This is a genomic window from Streptomyces sp. NPDC088766, assembly GCF_044750845.1.
GTDB lineage: Bacteria > Actinomycetota > Actinomycetes > Streptomycetales > Streptomycetaceae > Streptomyces.
This window is the reverse complement of record NZ_JBIVKQ010000010.1, coordinates 89,460-107,515: the sequence shown is the minus strand read 5'-3', so window position 1 is coordinate 107,515 and position 18,056 is coordinate 89,460. Positions and strand designations below refer to the sequence as shown.

The following is an 18,056-nucleotide window of genomic DNA, read 5'->3' as shown; positions in this document are numbered from 1 at the left end:
CGGGGGGGCCCCCCACCCCGCCGCCCCCCCCCCGGGCGCCCCCCGGCCGGGCCCCCCCCCCCCCCCCGCGGGGAGGGGCCCCGGGGCCGGCGGCCGGGGGGCCCCTTCCCGTCCGGGGTCCGCACGGACGCCGGAAACCCCGGCACAACGGGCGTTTCGAGCAGTGCGCGTCAACGCCTTACCCAAAAAGAGGCACCACTCCATCCCCCGACCGGGTGACTAAATGTCGCCAAATCATTACCCCGCGCTACCCTCACACGCGTGAAGCACTCCGTGAACCACTCCGCCACCCAACCGTCGCGCCGCGGCCAGGGCCCCGCCCGACGGATCGGCCGCTCGCTCGCCCTCGTCCTGCCCGTCGTCATGGTGCTCTCGGGAACCCTCGCGGTCACCCGGGTCAACTGGTCGGGGAACCCATCGGACTCGGTGCTCACCGCCTCCGACGTCTCCACCGTCCACCGCACCGCGCAGGGCGCCGCCAAGGCCCCGCAGGACGTCCTGCGCGACCAGCTGCTGACCGAGCTCCAGGAGAAGGACCCGGGCACCGCGCTGACGCACCTCCAGGCCGCGGTGAACGGCAAACCGTCCCTGGCGAAGCACTGCACCTCCATCGCCCGCGCCCTGGGCCGCGCCGCCGTCCGCATCTACGGCCCCTCGCGCGCCCAGTCCTACACCCGTCCGGTGTGCGACACGTCCTTCGCCTCGGGCGTCCTGGCGGCGCACAGCTAGGCGTTCCGTTCGGATCAGGCCGGGCGGATCAGGCCGCCCGGATCAGGCCGGGCTCGGCCCGGTCCGAACGGCGGACCGCAGGGCGTCGTAGGCCTCACAGGGGAGCCTCTCGACGGGTCGGGGGCGCCGCGTACAGTTCGGGCATGACCGATCCGCGCGCCGCGTCCCGACCCACGCAAGCCGTCATCCTGGCCGGTGGCCAGGGGTCCCGGCTGCGTCCCTACACCGACGACCGGCCCAAGCCGATGGTCGAGATCCCCGGGACGGGGACGCCGATCATCGGCCACCAGCTGGGCTGGCTCGCCGAGGAGGGCGTGACGGACGTCGTGGTCTCGTGCGGCCACCTCGCCGACGTCCTGGAGAACTGGCTGAGCTCCGCCGACCTGCCGCTGAAGGTCACCACGGTCGTCGAGACCGAACCTCTCGGCCGCGGCGGCGGCCTGAAGTACGCGGCCGCCCGCCTTCCCCACCCCGAGCGGTCCTGGTACGCCACCAACGGCGACATCTGGACCCGTTTCTCGCTGCGCGACATGGCGGACTTCCACACCGAGCGCGACGCGGTCGCCACCCTCGCGCTGGCCCGGCCGCGCATTCCGTGGGGGGCCGTGCAGACGGACGGCTTCGGCCACATCACGGACTTCATCGAGGCCCCGCCCACGACGTACGAGGTCAACGCCGGCGTCTACGTCTTCTCCCCCGGGTTCGCCGGACTGCTGCCCGAGCGCGGGGACCACGAGCGGACCACGTTCCCACGACTGGCCCGCGAGCTGCGGCTGGCCGGGTTCCCGATCCCGCAGGGCGCGTACTGGCGTGCCATCGACACGGCGAAGGACCTCACGGAGGCGGCCAAGGAGCTGGCGGCGCTGGGCCGCTGACGGCCGGACACCTCCGTACGAATCTGCACGTCTCCGTACGAATCAGCACGAATCCGTACGACGACGACGGGGTCCCGCTCGCTTTCTCGCGCGAGCGGGACCCCGTCGTCGTCGTACGGGCGGAAATGGCTAGCCCAGCAGGCCGCCCACCAGTCCGGGCCGGTCCGCCGATGGGGAGCCGCCGTCCGGGCCGCCGGTGGAGCCGGAGGTGCTGGTGCCGCCGGAGGTGGGCCCCGAGGTGGTGCTGGGGGCCTCCTCCACCGGGCTGGACCGCTCCGGCGGGGCCTCGCCGCCGCCGGTGCCCTGGGTCTGGCTGGGGGCGCCGCTCGTGGCGTTCTCGGTGTCCCGCGTGGCGCCCGGAGCGGATTCCTCGTCCCGCGTCGGCGCCTCGGAGGTGCTGCCCCGGGTCGGCGAGGTGGACGCGGACGGCGTCCTGCTCGGCCGGCGCCCGTCGGACTCCTCGGGGAGCGGCGAGCCGGGCAGTTCGTTGCGTGGGGCCTCGCCCGGGCCGGGCACGACGACGCGGTCGGCGTCGCGGACGGCACCGCCGAGCAGCGACCCGGTCAGCAGGGTGAGCCCGACGACGATCGCGGTCACGAGGGTGCCGCGGCGCAGCACGTAACGGCGCAGCTCCCACAGGTCGGACCGCGGGCCGAGCCGCCGCCAGGCACCGGCGGCGAGGCGGCCGTCGACGGAGTAGACGGGGGCGCCGGCGATGACCAGCGGCGACCACGCGGCGAGGTAGATGATGTCGGGCGTCTCGTAGACCGGGACGGTCTTCCAGCTGACGGTGAGCAGGAGCGCGGCCGAGAGCATCGCGCCGAAACCGGCCGCGACCCGCTGCCAGCAGCCCAGGACCGTGAGGACGCCCACGACGACCTGGAGGAAGGCGATGACGAGACCGGAACCGACGGGGTGGTGCAGGGCGAACTGGCGCAGCGGCTCGGCGACTTCCCACGGGTGCAGGGTGTTGAGCCACTTCACCATGGAGCCGCGTTTGCCGCCGTCGAAGTAGACGGGGTCGCACAGCTTGCCCATGCCGGCGTAGATGGAGATGAAGCCGAGGAGGATGCGCAGCGGGAGCAGGACGCCGCCGAGGTTCATCCGGCGGCCGGGGTAGTAGGCGTGCCGGGCCGGGTCGCCGTGCTGCCGTCTGCCGCGCGAGCCGGTGTCTGCCGCGGCGGCGGCCTCCGCGAACTCCTCGAACCTGCCGTCGTCGTGGGCCGTCCGGTCGTAACCGGACGGGGCGTAGCCGGGCTCGTCGTAGCCGGGCTCGTCGTAGCCGGGCTCGTCGTAGCCGGGCTCGTCGTAGGCGCTGCCGACGGTGCGCATCTGCGGCAGGAGCCGCTGTTCGCCGTCGCCGTGGGTGCGCTGGGCACCGACGAGGGGGGTTTCGAGGGTGTGCGCGGTGAGGTCGCCGCCGTAGCCGTCGTCGATCCCCACGCGGGGGATGACCTGGGTGGCTCCGGCGTCGGCGGCGGGCGGTTCGCCGTGGCCGACGCTGCCTGCCCGCACGGCTTGGAGCAGCCGGTGGGCGCCGGTGTCGTCCGGTGCGGACCGGCCGCTCCAGACGACCGGCCGACGACGGGCGGCACGGGCCCCGGCGACGGGGACGCGCGCGGTGTCCTCGGCGACGCTCGCGTGCCGGGAGATCCGCGGGGATTGGCTGCGCCGTGCCGACGCTCCCAGCTGCACGCGGAAACTCGCGTGATTGACGATGATCTGCGCCGGGTCGCTCGGCACCTTCACCATGCTCAGCGCGGGAGCGTCGTCGAAGCCCGACGAGAGGTCCCCCGTGGGTGTGCGGGGTGTTCTGGTGTCCACACTCATCTAACCGAGTGACGTGTGCTTAGGACACTGCCTTGACCCGCCGGATCTGTCCGGACAGCGTCAAGGTTGCCCGACGCGCCGGGATTACCCCGCACGGGTGAGCCGACGGACGGGCGTGCGCCCCGTCCGCCGTCGGACGCCGACCCCGGGACGGAGCGGTCCCGGCCCCTGTCCCGGCCCGTGTCAGTTCCTGCGCCGAGCCGCCTCGTACAGCACGATCCCCGCCGCCACACCGGCGTTGAGCGATTCCGCGCCGCCCGGCATGGGGATCCGCACCCGGTGGTCGCAGGTCTCGCCGACGAGACGGGACAGGCCCTTGCCCTCGCTGCCGACGACGATGACGACCGGGCCGCTCAGGGCCGCCAGCTCGCCGATCTCGGTCTCGCCGTCGGCGGCCAGACCGACGATCGTGATGCCGGCCTTCTTGTAGGCCTCCAGGGCGCGGGTGAGGTTGGTGGCGCGGGCCACCGGCGTGCGGGCCGCCGCGCCGGCGGACGTCTTCCAGGCGCCGGCGGTCATGCCGGCCGCGCGCCGCTCGGGGACGACGACGCCGTGGCCGCCGAAGGCGGAGACCGAGCGGACGACGGCGCCGAGGTTGCGCGGGTCGGTCACGCCGTCGAGAGCGACGATCAGCGGGTCCTCGCCGTCGTCGTAGGCGGCACCGGCCAGGTCCTCGGGGTGCGCGTACTCGTACGGCGGGACCTGGAGGACCAGGCCCTGGTGGTTGAGGCCGTTGGTCATGCGGTCCAGCTCGGGGCGCGGGGCCTCCATGAGGTTGATGCCGCCGCGCTCGGCCGCGAGCTGGAGCGCCTCGCGCACCCGCTCGTCGTTGTCGATGAACTGCTGGACGTACAGCGTGGAGGCGGGCACGCCACCGCGCAGCGCCTCGACGACCGGGTTGCGGCCGACGACCAGCTCGGAGGGCGACTTGCCGCCGCGGCCGCGCGGCACCGGACGGCGCGCGGACTGCTTGGCCTTCGCGGTCGCGAGGCGGTTCTTCTTGTGCCCCTTGCGCATCTCGGCGGGCGGGGTCGGGCCCTTGCCCTCCAGGCCCCGGCGCCGCTGGCCGCCACTGCCGACCTGCGCGCCCTTCTTGCCGGACATGCGGCGGTTGTTGGCTGCCATGACCTACCCGTCTGTCGTGAAGCGTGCGTGCGTACGTAATGCAGTGTGCCGCCCGGACACCCGGGCGGCACAATCGATCAAGAATGCATCAAGGATCGATCAAGGGGACGCTCAGCGCGGGCCGAGCGTCCAGCGCGGCCCCTGGGGGCCGTCCTCGATGGACAGTCCCGACTGGTTGAGCTGGTCGCGGATGGCGTCCGCGGTGGCCCAGTCCTTGCGGCCGCGCGCCGCCTCCCGCTGGTCGAGGACCATGCGGACGAGGGTGTCGACGACGCCGTGCAGGTCCTCGCCCCGGTCGGTCTCCCCGGCCCAGTGCGGGTCGAGGGGGTCCAGGCCGAGGACGCCGAGCATGGCGCGCACCTCGGCGAGGCGGGCCACGGCGGCTTCCTTGTCGTCGGCGGCCAGGGCGGAGTTGCCCTGCCGGACGGTGGTGTGCAGGACGGCGAGGGCCTGCGGAACGCCCAGGTCGTCGTCCATCGCCTCGGCGAAGGCGGGCGGCACGTCGGCGGCGGGCTCGACGACTCCCCCGGCCTTCTCGACGACGCGCTGCACGAAGCCCTCGATCCGCGCGAACGCCGACTCGGCCTCGCGCAGGGCCTCCTCGCTGTACTCGATCATCGAGCGGTAGTGCGGGGTGCCCAGGTAGTAGCGCAGCACGATGGGACGCCACCGCTTGACCATCTCGGAGACCAGGACGCTGTTGCCGAGCGACTTGGACATCTTCTCGCCGCTCATGGTGACCCAGGCGTTGTGCACCCAGTACCGCGCGAACTCGTCGCCGTAGGCCTTGGCCTGGGCGATCTCGTTCTCGTGGTGCGGGAAGATCAGGTCCAGACCGCCGCCGTGGATGTCGAAGGCGGAGCCCAGGTACTTGTGGGCCATCGCCGAGCACTCCAGGTGCCAGCCGGGACGGCCGCGGCCCCACGGGGTCTCCCAGTCGGGCTCGCCCGGCTTGGTGGCCTTCCACATCGCGAAGTCGCGGGGGTCGCGCTTGCCGGTGATGCCGTCCTCGGCCGGCTGGCGCAGGTCGTCGATGTCCTGGTTGGACAGCGCCAGGTAGCCGGGGAAGGAACGCACGTCGAAGTAGACGCTGCCATCGGCCTCGTAGGCGTGGCCGCGCTCGATGAGCCCGCGCATCATCTCGATCATCTCGGGGACGTGCCCGGTGGCCCGCGGCTCGTAGGTCGGCGGGAGGCAGCCGAGGGCCTGGTAGCCGTCGTCGAACGCCCGCTCGTTCTCGTACCCGATGGACCACCAGGGGCGTTCCTGGTCGCGCGACTTGGCGATGATCTTGTCGTCGATGTCGGTGACGTTCCGGATGAACGTGACGTCGTAGCCGCGGTGGGAGAACCAGCGGCGCATGATGTCGAAGTTCAGGCCGGAGCGGATGTGCCCGATGTGCGGGGCCGCCTGCACGGTGGCACCGCACAGGTAGATCGAGACGCAACCCGGCGTGAGCGGGGCGAAGTCACGGATCTGCCGGGCGCTGGTGTCGTACAGGCGAATGGTCACCACTCCAGGGTAGTGGGCGTGGGCGGGTGCCCGACACCTTCCACCGGTTTGCCGGTGGGGTGCCCGCAGCCGGTGGGGCCGGGGAGTCCGCACCCGCCCGGCCGACGAAGCCGGGCCGGACGGGCCGGACGACGGGGACGCCGGCTTCGCCGCCCCGCCGCCCCGCCGTCCTCAGCCCTGTCGCACCACCAGCGCCGTCGCCACCGCCATCAGGCCCTCGTCCCGGCCGGGGAAACCCAGCCCGTCCGTCGTCGCGCCCGACACCGACACCGGCGCTCCCGCCGCCTCGGAGAGGATCTTCTGCGCCTCCTCGCGGCGCTTGCCGATCTTGGGGCGGGGCCCGACGACCTGGACGGCGATGTTGCCGATGCCGAAGCCGGCGGCGCGCACGATCCGGGCCGCCTCCGTCAGCAGCGTCACGCCCGAGGCGCCGGACCACTCGGGGCGGCCGGTGCCGAAGTGCTGCCCGAGGTCGCCGAGTCCGGCGGCGGAGAACAGCGCGTTGCACGCGGCGTGCGCGACGACGTCCGCGTCGGAGTGACCGGCCAGACCCGGTCCCTCGCCCTCCCACCTCAGGCCCGCGCACCACAGCTCGCGGCCCTCCTCGAAGGCGTGGATGTCGGTACCGATGCCGACCTGGGGCAGCGCGGGCGGCACCGGGGCCGTCTCAGAAGCCATCGTTGAGCCTCCTGCGGGCGAGGACCGCCTCCGCGAGGACGAGGTCCAGCGGACGGGTGACCTTGAAGGCCTCCTCGTGACCGGGGACGGCCACGACGGTCAGGCCGAGCCGCTCGACCATGCCGGCGTCGTCGGTGACGTCGTCGGTGACGGTCTCGTGGGCGCGCACGAGGGTGGCCCGGTCGAAGCCCTGCGGCGTCTGCACGGCCCGCAGCCGCGCCCGCTCGGGCGTGGCGACCACCGGTTCGGGCGCGCCGGGGACCTCGGCCGGTTCGACCTCCTTGACGGTGTCCGTCAGCGGCAGCGCCGGCACGACGGCGGGGGCGCCGTCGCGGACGGCCTCGATCACGGCGTCGACGGTGTCGACGGGCACCAGCGGCCGGGCGGCGTCGTGCACGAGGACGATGTCGTAGCCGGGCGGCAGTGCGTCGAGGCCGAGCTTCACCGACTCCTGGCGGGTCTCGCCGCCGGGGACGACGACGAAGTCGGTGCGGTCGGGCAGCGCGTGCGTGTCGAGCAGCGACCTGACCTCGGCGGCGCCGTCCGGCGGGGCCACGACGACGACGAGGGAGACGGCCCGGGAGGCGGCCAGGGCCAGCACCGCGTGGATCAGCATGGGGGTCCCGCCGAGCGTGCGGAGCGCCTTGGGGGCGCCCGGACCGAGGCGTACGCCCCGGCCGGCGGCCGGGATCACCGCGGCCGTGCGGGCGGGGGCGGGGGCGGGAAGCGAATCGTCAGACATCGGTTCCTGTCAGGTTTGTGTGCTCGGCCTACGTGGGTACGGAGACAGCGTGCCGGGTGCGACGCCTTGACCGGACCCTTCCGTGACACCGGTCGAGGCAGTGAGCGGCCCGGACCCGGCACGCCGGGTTCCGGGGGTCTGCATCCGAGGTGAACACGTAGGGCACGGCCATGGGCGCAGGCGCGTCCACGCGTCGATATTTCGGGCATGAACATGCCGCAGCGCCCGGCGACGGTAATACGTCATCGGGCACCACGGCATTTTCACTGCGCTGAGCGAGCTGAGCTGAGGCCGGCGGGTCTCGGCGTCAGGACGCGAGGACCTCGTCGAGCAGGGCCTCGGCCTTGTCCTCGTTCGTGTTCTCCGCGAGCGCGAGCTCGCTCACCAGGATCTGGCGGGCCTTGGCGAGCATGCGCTTCTCACCGGCGGAGAGTCCGCGCTCACGCTCACGGCGCCACAGGTCACGCACGACTTCCGCGACCTTGATGACGTCGCCGGAGGCGAGCTTCTCCAGATTTGCCTTGTAACGACGCGACCAGTTCGTGGGCTCCTCGGCATACGGCGCGCGCAGCACCTCGAAGACCCGGTCCAGCCCGTCCTGACCGACCACATCACGCACGCCCACGAACTCCGCATTGTCCGCTGGCACACGTACCGTCAGGTCACCCTGGGCGACCTTCAGCACCAAGTAGGTCTTGTCCACGCCTTTGATCTGGCGAGTTTCGATGGCCTCGATCAGCGCGGCCCCGTGATGGGGATAGACCACGGTGTCGCCAACCTTGAACGTCATGTGACAGGTACCCCTTCCGTGGCTATCCAGGGTAACACGGAAACTGCGGGTTCTGAATGACGTTTTCGCAGGTCAGGGCATATCTCGGGGCTTGACAACAGCAACAGGAACGTGCTGCGACCGGGCGGCGGAAGCAGGTATTCGCAGGTCGGAGCGGCTCTCCGCAGGGCGCGAAACACGCACGTCACACCCGTCCGGAGGCCCCTCAGGGTGGCCGAACATCCCCAAATGTCCGCTTCCGGATGTGCGACTTCCGCTACTCCGTTCGGTGCCCGGAGCGGGATCCGAGCCGTTTCCGGAATTGATCACGCGACCGGCCGAACAGGCGGTGATCAATTCTCCTGACGCCCGCGCATTCCCGCACGGAAAATCCGCGCCCCCCCGGTGAGCGGCACTTATGTGAATGCACGACCACATCCCGGCGATCACCTGGAAGCCAATGTGACTCGCGGGCCGCTTGTGACTGTCGGGGCAGTTGCGACCGCTGTGACGAGTGGACCTCACGCGGCCGCCGATGTGCGCCCGGACCGCTCCAGAGGCGGGTCGGGTGCGGGCGCGTGGGAACGGCTCGGTAACCTAAGGCCGCCGACAGACCCTTAGGGCGGCTTTATCCAAGGAGCTGCCCCTGCGTTCCCAAGGAGTTGCCGCCGCCGTGAGCAGCAGCCTTCGACGCGGCGCCCTCGCCGCCTCCGCCCTCGTGTTCTCGATCGCCACGCTCGCCGCCTGCGGCGCCGGCAACGACGCTCAGACACTGCAGATCAAGCCGGACAACGCCGCCACCAGCGTGGGCGACATCAAGCTGCAGAACGTCGTCATCATCACCCAGCCCGACCCGGAGGCCACGGGTCCCGCCGCCATCTCCGCGACCGTCTTCAACAGCGGTGACAAGGCGCAGACCCTGGAGTCCATCGCCGTGGACGGTGCCGACGGCACCGCCGAGATCAAGCCCGCCGAGGGCGACGGCAAGCTGACCGTCCCGGCCGGCGGCTCCGTCGTCATCGGCGGCGAGAACAACGCCACCGCCAGCCTCTCCAGCACCCCCGAGGCGATCCAGGACGGCAACGCCCAGAAGGTCACCTTCACCTTCAGCGAGACCGGTGAGGTCAGCCTGCGGGCCTTCGTCGTCCCGGCCGAGCACTACTTCGCCGAGTGGGGCCCGAGCGACATCCCGAGCGCCCCGGCGGAGTCCGCCTCCGAGTCGCCGTCCGCGAGCGGGTCGGCCTCCGCGGCCCCGGGCACCGAGAGCGGGAGCCCGACCGACACGGCCTCCCCGAGCGCCTCGCAGTCGGAGACGGCCGGAAGCTGAGCGCCGTACGCCTGCCACGTACGTACGGCGAAGGGGCGGCACCCCCGCGGGGGTGCCGCCCCTTCGCCGTGAGTCCCGGCGGATCACCGCTCACGGATCACCGCTCACGGCTGACGGTCTGCGGCTGACCGTCAGCCGCCGGCAGTCTGCGGCCGGCAGTCTGCGGCCGGCGGTTCACGGCCGGCGGTTTACGGCTCGAACTTGTAGCCGAGGCCCCGCACCGTCACCAGGTACCGCGGGGCACCCGGGTCGGGCTCGATCTTCGCGCGGAGGCGCTTGACGTGGACGTCGAGCGTCTTGGTGTCGCCGACGTAGTCGGCGCCCCAGACACGGTCGATGAGCTGCATGCGTGTCAGGACGCGGCCCGCGTTGCGCAGCAGCATCTCCAGGAGGTCGAACTCCTTGAGGGGCAGGTCGACCTTGGAGCCGGAGACGGTGACGACGTGGCGGTCGACGTCCATACGGACCGGGCCGGCCTCCAGGGCGGCCGGGGCGACCTCCTCCGGCTCGCCGCGGCGCCGCAGCACCGCGCGGATGCGGGCCACCAGCTCGCGGGAGGAGAACGGCTTGGTGACGTAGTCGTCGGCTCCTATCTCGAGGCCGACCACCTTGTCGATCTCGCTGTCCTTGGCGGTCACCATGATCACGGGGACGTTGGAGCGGCCGCGCAGCTGGCGGCAGACCTCCGTGCCGGGCAGACCCGGCAGCATCAGGTCGAGAAGCACGAGGTCGGCGCCGTTGCGCTCGAACTCGTCGAGTCCGTCGGGACCCGTGGTCGCGACGGCGACCTCGAAGCCCTCCTTGCGGAGCATGTACGACAGGGCGTCGGAGAAGGACTCCTCGTCCTCGACGACGAGCACTCGGGTCACGGATGGGCCTCCGGGGCGGAAAGCGTCTGGTACGCGGTTGACTCGGGGTGTGAGGCAGGTGAGGCAGATGAGGCATGGGGGGTGCCGGCGGCGGACCCGCCCTCCACGTCGTCGTCGAGGTCGGGGGGCTGCTGGGCGCGGTCACGGGCGGCGCCCGCCTCCGGCAGTCGCAGCGTGAACGTGGAGCCCTGTCCCTCAGCACTCCACACCGTGACCTCCCCGCCGTGCGAGGCAGCCACGTGTTTGACGATCGCCAGCCCGAGGCCCGTACCGCCGGTGGCACGGGACCGGGCGGGGTCGACCCGGTAGAAGCGCTCGAAAATGCGCTCCTTGTCCCTGTCCGAGATGCCGATGCCCTGGTCGGTCACGGCGATCTCGATCAGTTCCCCGCCGTGCATGGTGACCCTGCGGGCGGCGATGCCGACGCGGGTGCGGGCGGGTGAGTAGTTGACGGCGTTCTCGACCAGGTTGCCGAGGGCCGCGGCCAGCTGACCACGATTGCCCCAGATGCGCAGGTCGGCGATGCCGTCCGCCCGTTGACCGGCACCGGGCTCGAGCCCTTCGGCCGCCCCCACGTTCGCGGCCATGGTGATCTGTTTGGCGCCGGCCTGGTGGCGGCAGCGGTCGATGGCCTCGGCGACGAGTTCGTCGACGCGGACCGGTTCGGCGTCCTCGAGGGGATCGTCGTTCTGGACCCGGGAGAGGTCGATCAGCTCCTGGACCAGGTTGGTCAGGCGGGTCGCCTCGATCTGCATCCGGCCGGCGAAGCGCTCCACCGCCTCGGGGTCCTCGGAGGCGTCCATGACGGCTTCGGAGAGCAGGGACAGGGCGCCGACCGGGGTCTTCAGCTCGTGACTGACGTTCGCGACGAAGTCGCGGCGGACGGCTTCGATGCGCCGGGCCTCGGTGAGGTCCTCGACGAGCAGGAGGACGAGCCGGGAGCCGAGCGGAGCCACCCGGGCCGACACCGCGAGGGCTTCGCCCCTGCCCGTGCCGCGCCGGGGCAGGTCCAGCTCCACCTGCCGTATCTCGCCGTCGCGCCGGGTGTCGCGTGCCATCTGGAGCATCGGTTCGACGGCGAGCTTGCCGCCGCGGACCAGCCCGAGGGCGTACGCGGCGGAACTCGCCTTGACGACAGCGTCGGCCTCGTCGAGGACGACGGCCGAGGAACGGAGCACGGACAGGACGGTGTCCACGCCCGGCGGAAGGACGGGATCGGTGTGCAAGGAGGTCCTGGTGGGTCGGTTCTGGTCGCGTTCGCTCCAACGGAACGCCAGCATGGCGATGACGCCGGTGAGCACCCCGGCGATCGCTGCCGCTGCGGCGACCGCCGCGTTCACGTCCATGCGTCCAGGTTAGGCATGCGATACGACCTGGCCACAGCCATCGAGGTGCGACCTCGAACACTCGTCGCCCAGAGTTCACCTTGGAGCCAGGGGTGGTTCATTTGGGGTGACGGAATCCGACGCGTACGGGGCGGACCGTGGCACCGTGGGGTTCGCAGCGCCGGTTCCACGGCCGGTACCGGCCCCCTGAACCCCCGAGAACCACGTACGAGAGGGAACCCTGATGCGGGACGCGTACCACGAGGAACTGGACTCGATCGGCGACGGTCTGGTGGAGATGGCCCGGCTGGTGGGGTCGGCGATCGGGCGCGCCACGACCGCCATCCTCGATGCCGATCTCAAGCTGGCCGAGAGCGTGATCGAGGCCGACAAGAAGGTCGACGAACTCCAGCACGACCTCGAGGCGCGGGCCATTGCGCTGCTCGCGCGCCAGCAGCCGGTGGCGACGGACCTGCGCATAGTCGTCACGTCGCTGCGCATGTCGGCCGACCTGGAACGCTCCGGGGACCTCGCCCAGCACGTGGCGAAGCTGGCCCGGCTGCGCTTCCCCGAGCGGGCGGTGCCGCAGGACCTGCACGCCACCATCCTGGAGATGGGGCAGCTCGCGCAGCGCCTGATGGCCAAGGCGGCCGAGGTGATCATCACGAAGGACGTCGACCTCGCGCTCCAGCTGGAGACCGACGACGACGCGATGGACCTGCTGCACCGCACCCTCTTCCAGCACCTGATCGACGACCGCTGGAAGCACGGCATCGAGACGGCCGTCGACGTGACGCTGCTCGGCCGCTACTACGAGCGCTTCGCCGACCACGCGGTGGCGGTCGCCAAGCGCGTCGTGTTCCTGGTGACGGGCGAACACGCGGACAACCTCCAGCAGGACCTGCCGACCGAGATCCAGCCGGTCACGGGGCCGGAGGAGGTGTAGCCGGCCCGGCGGTGGGGGGTGCGGGGGCGGTGCGGTCCGCTCCACGGTGACACGCCCGGAGACGGCACGCTCCGTCCCGTCCCCCTCGGCGAGGCTCCCGGAGGGATGCGTTCCGTCCCGTGACGCGCCCGCGACGCGGCATCCGAGGGGGCGTGCCACGCCCTCTCCGGGACAGGTCGGGGACGCCCGGAAGCCCCTGTGCGCCGTTGATGCGCCCGCCCCCACGGGCATGAACTGGGCAACAGGCGCTCCTGCCTCCAGGCCTCCAGGAGGAACCCATGGCCGAAGCCCCCAGCAAGCCCGACCCCACCCAGGAACGCCCCACCGAGCAACCCGCCGAGATCAGGAACCTGCCCCTGATCGCGGCGTGCGGCTGCGGCTCGGGGTGCGGCTGCGGCTGCCAGTCGGGCAGCCCCTGCCAGTGCGGCTGAGACGCTACGACGAGAGGGGGCCGGCCGCGGGACGCGCCGGCCCCCTCTTTTCACGCTCCTCTTCTCCTTCTCCTTCTCCTGGCTCCTCTTCTCCTTCTTCTGGCTCCTTTCATGACGCGTCCCCTGCCCGCGCGAGCGCGTGCGCACAGGCGCAGCATGGAGAGAGCGACGGCGGGCAGGCCCTCATGCGCGGCGTGCCCGCATGAGAAAGGGGATGCGGTCATGACCAGGTTCATGGACGTCCATCACGGCATGAAGGGCATCACCGCCGACGAACTCCACCAGGCCCATCAGGCCGACCTCGCGAACGAGGCGGAGGAGGGCGTGCACTTCGAGGGTGCCTGGGCGGACCCGGAGTCCGGCACCATCTACTGCCTGTCCGAGGGCCCCTCCGCGGACGCGGTCCAACGCGTCCACGAACGCACGGGCCACAAGGCGGACGAGATCCACGCGGTACCGCTGTCGGTGTGACCGGGCCCCGGCCACCAGCGGCGGTGCCGGCCGCAGCCGGCGAGGACGGCGCCCAGCCCCACCCAAAAGCCCCCGCGCCGCGAGTTCTTCGCGGCGCGGGGGCTTTAAGGCGGGCGCTTACTTCTTGCCCTGGGTCTTGTCGGGGATCTTGGTGACCTGGGTATTTGCTGGTCAGGGGCGGTGGGATTGTGCGCTTGGTGGTCGTCGTTGGTCGTCATCGGCCACTGTTGAGCGGCCTCGGACGGCCCAGGGACGGCCCAGACAGCGGCCCGTTGCCCATCGGAGGGCGCCTACGAGCTGATGGCCAACTCCCGTGCTCGCTGGCGCGCTTGGGCCCGTAGCTCCTTCAAGCGACTGTGAAACGCGTTGTGGCGGTTCTGGTCGAGGTTCAGCGGAAGGTCGAGCTGAGAGATGAGCCGCGACTCCAAATCCCACGGTTCGCTCTGCTCGATCCAGCACACCCGCGCGTTGTCCGCCATCCACTGGCTCAGGGTGGCTTCCCCGGCCTTGCCAAAGGTCATCCGCTTGCCGCTGCCCACGCGGCGCAGCTCAAGTCCGAGCAGACATCCGAGGGTGAGCCGCAGCGTCGAGCCGGCCGCGTTGCCCCGGTAGTGGTAGCGCACCCGTTTACGCAGGTTCTGCGTGCTGGTCCGGTTCGCCATGTACCTCGGGGCTATCCCGACGTAGAGCAGGCGCCCGGCCTCTAGGTCCGGGTGGGGCGGCTGCTTGAAGTGCCACCCGTAGACCCCTGGCAGCGCAGGGACAGGGCTCGGACGCACGAGGACCTCTTGCGCCGACCACAACCGATCGGGACTGACGAGAGCGGTAGCTTCCACGAAGCCTCCAGACGTGCCACGGCTGATCGTCGCAGGTTACTGGTCGACGCTGACTGAGCGTCCTGGGCATGCGTGGCTCGTGACATCAGCTTGGGAAGCTGCGGGCATTTGGCGCGGGTAGGGCTGCTGAACTGGGCGTTTACCTGACACCAGATCTCATTGCCATCGGTCGCTTTCACCGTGGTTCCCCGTAGTTCCCCGCTCTATCTGGTGCACTTGTGGTGCGTCGGTCGTGTCCTGGCGCGGTGCCGTCGACTCATCGGCTCCGCCGTACAGATCGGCGCGGAGACGCTCCTTGGCCGCTTCGAGGCGTAGGTCGTAGTCGGGCATGAAGATCTCGCTCAGCGTCTTGTCCAGCGTTCCGGAGATCGCGTAGATCGGCGACCAGACGGCTCGGTCGTGCACGATCCCTTCAAGGTCGTCGGACTGGAACATGACTTGGTAGAGCCAGTCCGACAGCACGAACGCTTGATCGCGCGTGAGCCTGATGGTGATCGCTTCCTCGTTCACGCTCTCAACCTAGCTGCCGCGACTGGCGGTGTCGTGGGCTGGCGTTGCCGTGAAGACCAACACGCTTTCCAACGGTGGTGGTGCTCCTGAGCAACTCGGACGGGGGCCCTTCACCTGCGTTCACGGGAGGCTGACCGCAGGAGCGGCCACCTCCTCCGGCCCTGTCTGAACGGCGCTGACTGAGAAGGAAACTGAGACGGACGGCGGGGCCGGGCTCACTAGCATCGGGGCTGTTGAAAGGGGCGTCATGGGACTGGTCCGCAAGGGATCACGACGGATCGTTGTCGACAACACGGTCTACCGCTGGCGGCTGCGAGGCAGGCCGACCTACTTCCAGGGCCTGGCCTGGTCACCGTGCTCGTTCGCGGTCGAGCATGCGGACACTCCGGGGTCGACGCTCGTGGTCACCACCGACCAGCCGCATCCGAGCAACTGGATCGGTCGTGAGGCTGAGCCTGTGCTGCCGTCTCGTGTGGCCGCGGCTGTTCGACTTGCCCTCAGTGATGGTTGGACCCCGACGGCTCCGGGTTCGGCGTTCCACCTCGACCAGTCCGCCAACTTCACGCCCTCGTTCTGAGCGGTGCAGAGAGTGAGCACCACTTTAGGAGAGAGGCTGGGTGATCTCGGGCCTGAGCTGCGGCTTCGCCGACCGAGAAGCGGACGGTTACTCGACCGCAGGGCACCGGTATTGACCGTGGCTAACCCCTGCATCTGGCACGGTTGTGGCACGAACCTCAGCCGATGACAGTCAGCCACGATGGCGGGCACGCCAACCGACCACGCACGCGTGTGCCTCGCTGCACCCCCACCGGCCTCCGCCACGCTGCCAGTGCCGTCGACCAGAGCAAGTCACGACGGCCGGCACGTGCTGACGGTGCCTGAGCCCTGAGCTTGGGAGGCGGGTGCGGCTCACTCTCAGCCAACTGAGCCCTCTACGCGACAGCCTCTCGAGAAGAATGATAGTTCTGCTGCACCGTGAGCCCTGGTGCCCTATCATGTTGATCACTTTTGATGAGGCGATTAGCAATAAAGGGGGAACGGTGGAACAGATCGAGTTCGATGCCGACGGTAAGCGGGATATCGAGGAGACAGAGGAGCAACTCGACACTGAATACGAAGAGGACCCCATTGGATTTTGGGAATCGAAGCAGCGAGATCTGCTTACGAGTGTCCTCGACTACAATCTTCGTTCCCTCACAGACTTGGTAAAAAATAAGCAGATCGACCTCTCTCCTAACTATCAGCGCCGAAACAGATGGAAGGATGATCGAAAGTCTCAGCTGATCGAATCCTTTCTTATGAACGTCCCAATCCCAAATATTTTTTTGAATGAGGATGCTTACGGCCACTACTCGGTTATCGACGGAAAGCAGCGCCTGACTGCGATCAGCGACTTTCTTTTTGGTCGATTCGCGCTTACGGGTTTGCAGGTATTTGGTGAAGCCAACGGACTAAGGTTTGATGAGCTACCTGCGACACTGCAAACCATCTTGGAGACGCGCGCCAACTTGCGTGCTGTTATTATTCTGCGTCAATCCGATCCGGATATTAAATACCAGGTTTTCCAGCGGTTGAACACCGGCGGCATCCGGCTCAATCCCCAGGAAATCAGAAACAGCGCCTGGCCGGGCAAGCTGAATGACATGATCCTGGAAGAGTCGCTCACGAGCGAGTTTCATAAACTCCTGGGGATTCGCGACAAGAATCGATCTGCCATTTATAGCGAGATGCGCGACGCCGAGTTCGTCTTGCGCTATCTCACTTTCCGCAACAACTGGGACACCTTTGCTGGCGGAATGGGGCGGAAGCTCGATAACTTCATGGCCGAGCATCATAATATGCCCGAAGCTAGCGTCGAGGAAGCGCGCTCCTCTTTCCGAACTGCTGTCAGAAAGGCGAGGGCAGCTTTTGGAGAGAATGCTTTCCAGCGTTGGTCGCCTGAAAAGGGGTCATGGCGTCGCCAAGTGCTTGCCTCGCTGTATGATGCTGAAATTTTTGCGGTCGGCCAGTTCTCTGAGGAGAGCTTGCGTGAACACAGCGGCGAAATCATCGAAGGCGTGCAATCTCTCTTCACGGACTCGCAATTCCGTCGCGCTGTGGACGCTGCCACCAACACCCCTAGTTACTTCCGCGATCGAATCACTATGATGCGGGACATGATCAGCGAAAAGATTGGTTGATGTCGCGATGGGGGCGCTGGCAACGTTCGATGCTGGAGCGAAGTCTGTTCAAGCTCTGATTTCTCTTGAGTCCGTATACCCGGACCCACCCGACAATCTGGATTTTCCTAAAGTATCTGCGCTTCGAGGTGCCTGCACGGTGCTCACCGTGGCCTCTTTCGAGAAGTTCCTTAGGGATCTGTTTGAAGAAGAACTAGATCGCCTTCGTATTGCAAAGATCTCCGTTAGTTCCCTTCCTAAGAAACTGCAAGTGGAGGCGTCATTCGCTTCTCTCGAGCTTGCGCTAAAAGGAGATTTCTCCAACAAGGGCATGGAGCGCGAACTTCGATTGGGCAACGTTCTCACGGCCGCAAAGCTTTTGGCTCGGGACAGTTTTGACCCGAAGGCCTTGGCCGCCACGAACAGTAACCCCGACTCGGCCTGCGTTAAGCGCATGTTTAAGGCGGTTGGCATTTCTGATGTTTTCCAGAAATGCAATGCAGAATTTATTGCGCATTGGGGGCGTGCGGAGGTCTCTGGATTTGAAAGCCAGAAGCTTGACGGAATTCTAGACTCTAGACATCAGGTAGCGCATACAGCGCAAGCGATGCACATATCAAGACCTGAACTCAGCTATAATCTACGATTCGTTGAGGTTCTTACTCGAGTACTGCATGGGCAGTTGAGTAAGTATGTGGATGGAATCATCGCTGACGCACAGAAATCGCAGATGACTTCACCTGTAATTTGAGGTGACGATCTGCGGAGCCCGGATGTCCTTGCCTGGCGTCTCTCCTCTGACATCAGGTGGCTGCATGTTCTGAGCGCGGCCTGGGCGCCGGCCGGGCTGGAGCGGGGCGTAGACAGGAGCGCAGGCCTGGCCGGGGGCCGGGCCGCGCGCGGGGAGCGGAGCGAGCCGCCT

The 18,056-nt window shown here is 69.0% G+C and carries 19 protein-coding genes; 9 read left to right on the top strand and 10 right to left on the bottom strand.

What is annotated here, in order from left to right; genetic code table 11:
- Nucleotides 1-273: 273 nt before the first annotated feature.
- The gene (locus ACIP5W_RS16350) at nucleotides 274-729 is read left to right on the top strand and encodes a hypothetical protein (RefSeq protein ID WP_401473321.1); all 456 of its coding nucleotides are present in this window, start codon (nucleotides 274-276) and stop codon (nucleotides 727-729) included.
- A gap of 143 nt (nucleotides 730-872) precedes the next feature.
- Nucleotides 873-1,604, top strand: coding sequence for an NDP-sugar synthase (locus tag ACIP5W_RS16345; RefSeq protein ID WP_401472915.1), 732 nt, complete (start codon nucleotides 873-875; stop codon nucleotides 1,602-1,604).
- 129 nt (nucleotides 1,605-1,733) lie between these two features.
- On the opposite strand, the gene ACIP5W_RS16340 is transcribed toward ACIP5W_RS16345, so the two are convergent.
- The 6 genes from ACIP5W_RS16340 to ACIP5W_RS16315 form a co-directional block, all read right to left on the bottom strand.
- On the bottom strand, nucleotides 1,734-3,434 hold the full coding sequence (locus ACIP5W_RS16340) for a DoxX family membrane protein (RefSeq protein WP_401472913.1): 1,701 nt from the start codon (nucleotides 3,432-3,434) through the stop codon (nucleotides 1,734-1,736).
- 183 nt (nucleotides 3,435-3,617) lie between these two features.
- Nucleotides 3,618-4,559, bottom strand: coding sequence for a 23S rRNA (guanosine(2251)-2'-O)-methyltransferase RlmB (gene rlmB, locus ACIP5W_RS16335; RefSeq protein WP_401472910.1), 942 nt, complete (start codon nucleotides 4,557-4,559; stop codon nucleotides 3,618-3,620).
- 111 nt (nucleotides 4,560-4,670) lie between these two features.
- The gene (cysS, locus tag ACIP5W_RS16330; RefSeq protein WP_401472907.1) at nucleotides 4,671-6,071 is read right to left on the bottom strand and encodes a cysteine--tRNA ligase; all 1,401 of its coding nucleotides are present in this window, start codon (nucleotides 6,069-6,071) and stop codon (nucleotides 4,671-4,673) included.
- Between the two features lie 171 nt (nucleotides 6,072-6,242).
- Nucleotides 6,243-6,749 (bottom strand): 2-C-methyl-D-erythritol 2,4-cyclodiphosphate synthase, encoded by a 507-nt coding sequence (ispF, locus tag ACIP5W_RS16325; protein ID WP_401472904.1) that lies wholly within the window; start codon nucleotides 6,747-6,749, stop codon nucleotides 6,243-6,245.
- Nucleotides 6,739-7,491, bottom strand: a complete 753-nt coding sequence (gene ispD / locus ACIP5W_RS16320; RefSeq protein WP_401472901.1) for a 2-C-methyl-D-erythritol 4-phosphate cytidylyltransferase — start codon at nucleotides 7,489-7,491, stop codon at nucleotides 6,739-6,741. The genes ispF and ispD overlap by 11 nt, the downstream gene beginning before the upstream one ends.
- Before the next feature lie 307 nt (nucleotides 7,492-7,798).
- Nucleotides 7,799-8,281 (bottom strand): CarD family transcriptional regulator, encoded by a 483-nt coding sequence (locus ACIP5W_RS16315; RefSeq protein WP_003953493.1) that lies wholly within the window; start codon nucleotides 8,279-8,281, stop codon nucleotides 7,799-7,801.
- Nucleotides 8,282-8,933: 652 nt separating this feature from the next.
- Here ACIP5W_RS16315 and ACIP5W_RS16310 point away from each other — a divergent pair.
- Nucleotides 8,934-9,587 carry a DUF461 domain-containing protein gene (locus ACIP5W_RS16310; RefSeq protein ID WP_401472898.1) on the top strand — a complete coding sequence of 218 codons (654 nt, stop codon included), beginning with the start codon at nucleotides 8,934-8,936 and terminating at the stop codon, nucleotides 9,585-9,587.
- 188 nt (nucleotides 9,588-9,775) lie between these two features.
- Here the strand turns inward: ACIP5W_RS16310 and ACIP5W_RS16305 are convergent, their stop codons facing one another.
- Complete coding sequence (locus ACIP5W_RS16305) at nucleotides 9,776-10,456, bottom strand: response regulator transcription factor (protein WP_073941673.1); 681 nt, start codon at nucleotides 10,454-10,456, stop codon at nucleotides 9,776-9,778.
- The gene (locus ACIP5W_RS16300; RefSeq protein ID WP_401472895.1) at nucleotides 10,453-11,802 is read right to left on the bottom strand and encodes a sensor histidine kinase; all 1,350 of its coding nucleotides are present in this window, start codon (nucleotides 11,800-11,802) and stop codon (nucleotides 10,453-10,455) included. The genes ACIP5W_RS16305 and ACIP5W_RS16300 overlap by 4 nt, the downstream gene beginning before the upstream one ends.
- A gap of 223 nt (nucleotides 11,803-12,025) precedes the next feature.
- On the opposite strand from ACIP5W_RS16300, the gene phoU reads away from it, so the two are divergent.
- The 3 genes from phoU (at nucleotide 12,026) to ACIP5W_RS16285 (ending at nucleotide 13,629) form a co-directional block, all read left to right on the top strand.
- A complete protein-coding gene (phoU, locus tag ACIP5W_RS16295) occupies nucleotides 12,026-12,727 on the top strand; it encodes a phosphate signaling complex protein PhoU (RefSeq protein ID WP_363086840.1) in 702 nt (233 codons plus the stop codon).
- A gap of 278 nt (nucleotides 12,728-13,005) precedes the next feature.
- Nucleotides 13,006-13,158 carry a hypothetical protein gene (locus tag ACIP5W_RS16290; RefSeq protein ID WP_401472892.1) on the top strand — a complete coding sequence of 51 codons (153 nt, stop codon included), beginning with the start codon at nucleotides 13,006-13,008 and terminating at the stop codon, nucleotides 13,156-13,158.
- A 222-nt stretch (nucleotides 13,159-13,380) separates the two neighbouring features.
- Nucleotides 13,381-13,629 carry an SCO4226 family nickel-binding protein gene (locus tag ACIP5W_RS16285; protein ID WP_401472889.1) on the top strand — a complete coding sequence of 83 codons (249 nt, stop codon included), beginning with the start codon at nucleotides 13,381-13,383 and terminating at the stop codon, nucleotides 13,627-13,629.
- 290 nt (nucleotides 13,630-13,919) lie between these two features.
- Here ACIP5W_RS16285 and ACIP5W_RS16280 read toward each other — a convergent pair whose 3' ends face one another.
- Nucleotides 13,920-14,291, bottom strand: a complete 372-nt coding sequence (locus ACIP5W_RS16280; protein WP_366052493.1) for a GIY-YIG nuclease family protein — start codon at nucleotides 14,289-14,291, stop codon at nucleotides 13,920-13,922.
- A 330-nt stretch (nucleotides 14,292-14,621) separates the two neighbouring features.
- Complete coding sequence (locus ACIP5W_RS16275; protein ID WP_401472886.1) at nucleotides 14,622-14,975, bottom strand: hypothetical protein; 354 nt, start codon at nucleotides 14,973-14,975, stop codon at nucleotides 14,622-14,624.
- Between the two features lie 247 nt (nucleotides 14,976-15,222).
- Here ACIP5W_RS16275 and ACIP5W_RS16270 point away from each other — a divergent pair, with 247 nt between their 5' ends.
- The 3 genes from ACIP5W_RS16270 (at nucleotide 15,223) to ACIP5W_RS16260 (ending at nucleotide 17,885) form a co-directional block, all read left to right on the top strand.
- A complete protein-coding gene (locus ACIP5W_RS16270; protein WP_401472883.1) occupies nucleotides 15,223-15,552 on the top strand; it encodes a hypothetical protein in 330 nt (109 codons plus the stop codon).
- 463 nt (nucleotides 15,553-16,015) lie between these two features.
- Nucleotides 16,016-17,155: a DUF262 domain-containing protein gene (locus tag ACIP5W_RS16265; RefSeq protein WP_401472880.1), complete on the top strand. Its 1,140-nt coding sequence runs from the start codon at nucleotides 16,016-16,018 to the stop codon at nucleotides 17,153-17,155.
- Nucleotides 17,156-17,162: 7 nt separating this feature from the next.
- The gene (locus ACIP5W_RS16260; protein ID WP_401472877.1) at nucleotides 17,163-17,885 is read left to right on the top strand and encodes a HEPN domain-containing protein; all 723 of its coding nucleotides are present in this window, start codon (nucleotides 17,163-17,165) and stop codon (nucleotides 17,883-17,885) included.
- The last annotated feature ends 171 nt before the right edge of the window (nucleotides 17,886-18,056 follow it).

Coding starts and splice junctions, on each gene's coding strand:
- ACIP5W_RS16345 (WP_401472915.1), top strand. CDS start 873: ATGACCGATCCGCGCGCCGCGTCCCGACCCACGCAAGCCGTCATCCTG.
- ACIP5W_RS16340 (WP_401472913.1), bottom strand. CDS start 3,434: ATGAGTGTGGACACCAGAACACCCCGCACACCCACGGGGGACCTCTCG.
- rlmB (WP_401472910.1), bottom strand. CDS start 4,559: ATGGCAGCCAACAACCGCCGCATGTCCGGCAAGAAGGGCGCGCAGGTC.
- ispF (WP_401472904.1), bottom strand. CDS start 6,749: ATGGCTTCTGAGACGGCCCCGGTGCCGCCCGCGCTGCCCCAGGTCGGC.
- ispD (WP_401472901.1), bottom strand. CDS start 7,491: ATGTCTGACGATTCGCTTCCCGCCCCCGCCCCCGCCCGCACGGCCGCG.
- ACIP5W_RS16315 (WP_003953493.1), bottom strand. CDS start 8,281: ATGACGTTCAAGGTTGGCGACACCGTGGTCTATCCCCATCACGGGGCC.
- ACIP5W_RS16300 (WP_401472895.1), bottom strand. CDS start 11,802: ATGGACGTGAACGCGGCGGTCGCCGCAGCGGCAGCGATCGCCGGGGTG.
- phoU (WP_363086840.1), top strand. CDS start 12,026: ATGCGGGACGCGTACCACGAGGAACTGGACTCGATCGGCGACGGTCTG.
- ACIP5W_RS16290 (WP_401472892.1), top strand. CDS start 13,006: ATGGCCGAAGCCCCCAGCAAGCCCGACCCCACCCAGGAACGCCCCACC.
- ACIP5W_RS16285 (WP_401472889.1), top strand. CDS start 13,381: ATGACCAGGTTCATGGACGTCCATCACGGCATGAAGGGCATCACCGCC.
- ACIP5W_RS16280 (WP_366052493.1), bottom strand. CDS start 14,291: ATGGCGAACCGGACCAGCACGCAGAACCTGCGTAAACGGGTGCGCTAC.
- ACIP5W_RS16270 (WP_401472883.1), top strand. CDS start 15,223: ATGGGACTGGTCCGCAAGGGATCACGACGGATCGTTGTCGACAACACG.
- ACIP5W_RS16260 (WP_401472877.1), top strand. CDS start 17,163: ATGGGGGCGCTGGCAACGTTCGATGCTGGAGCGAAGTCTGTTCAAGCT.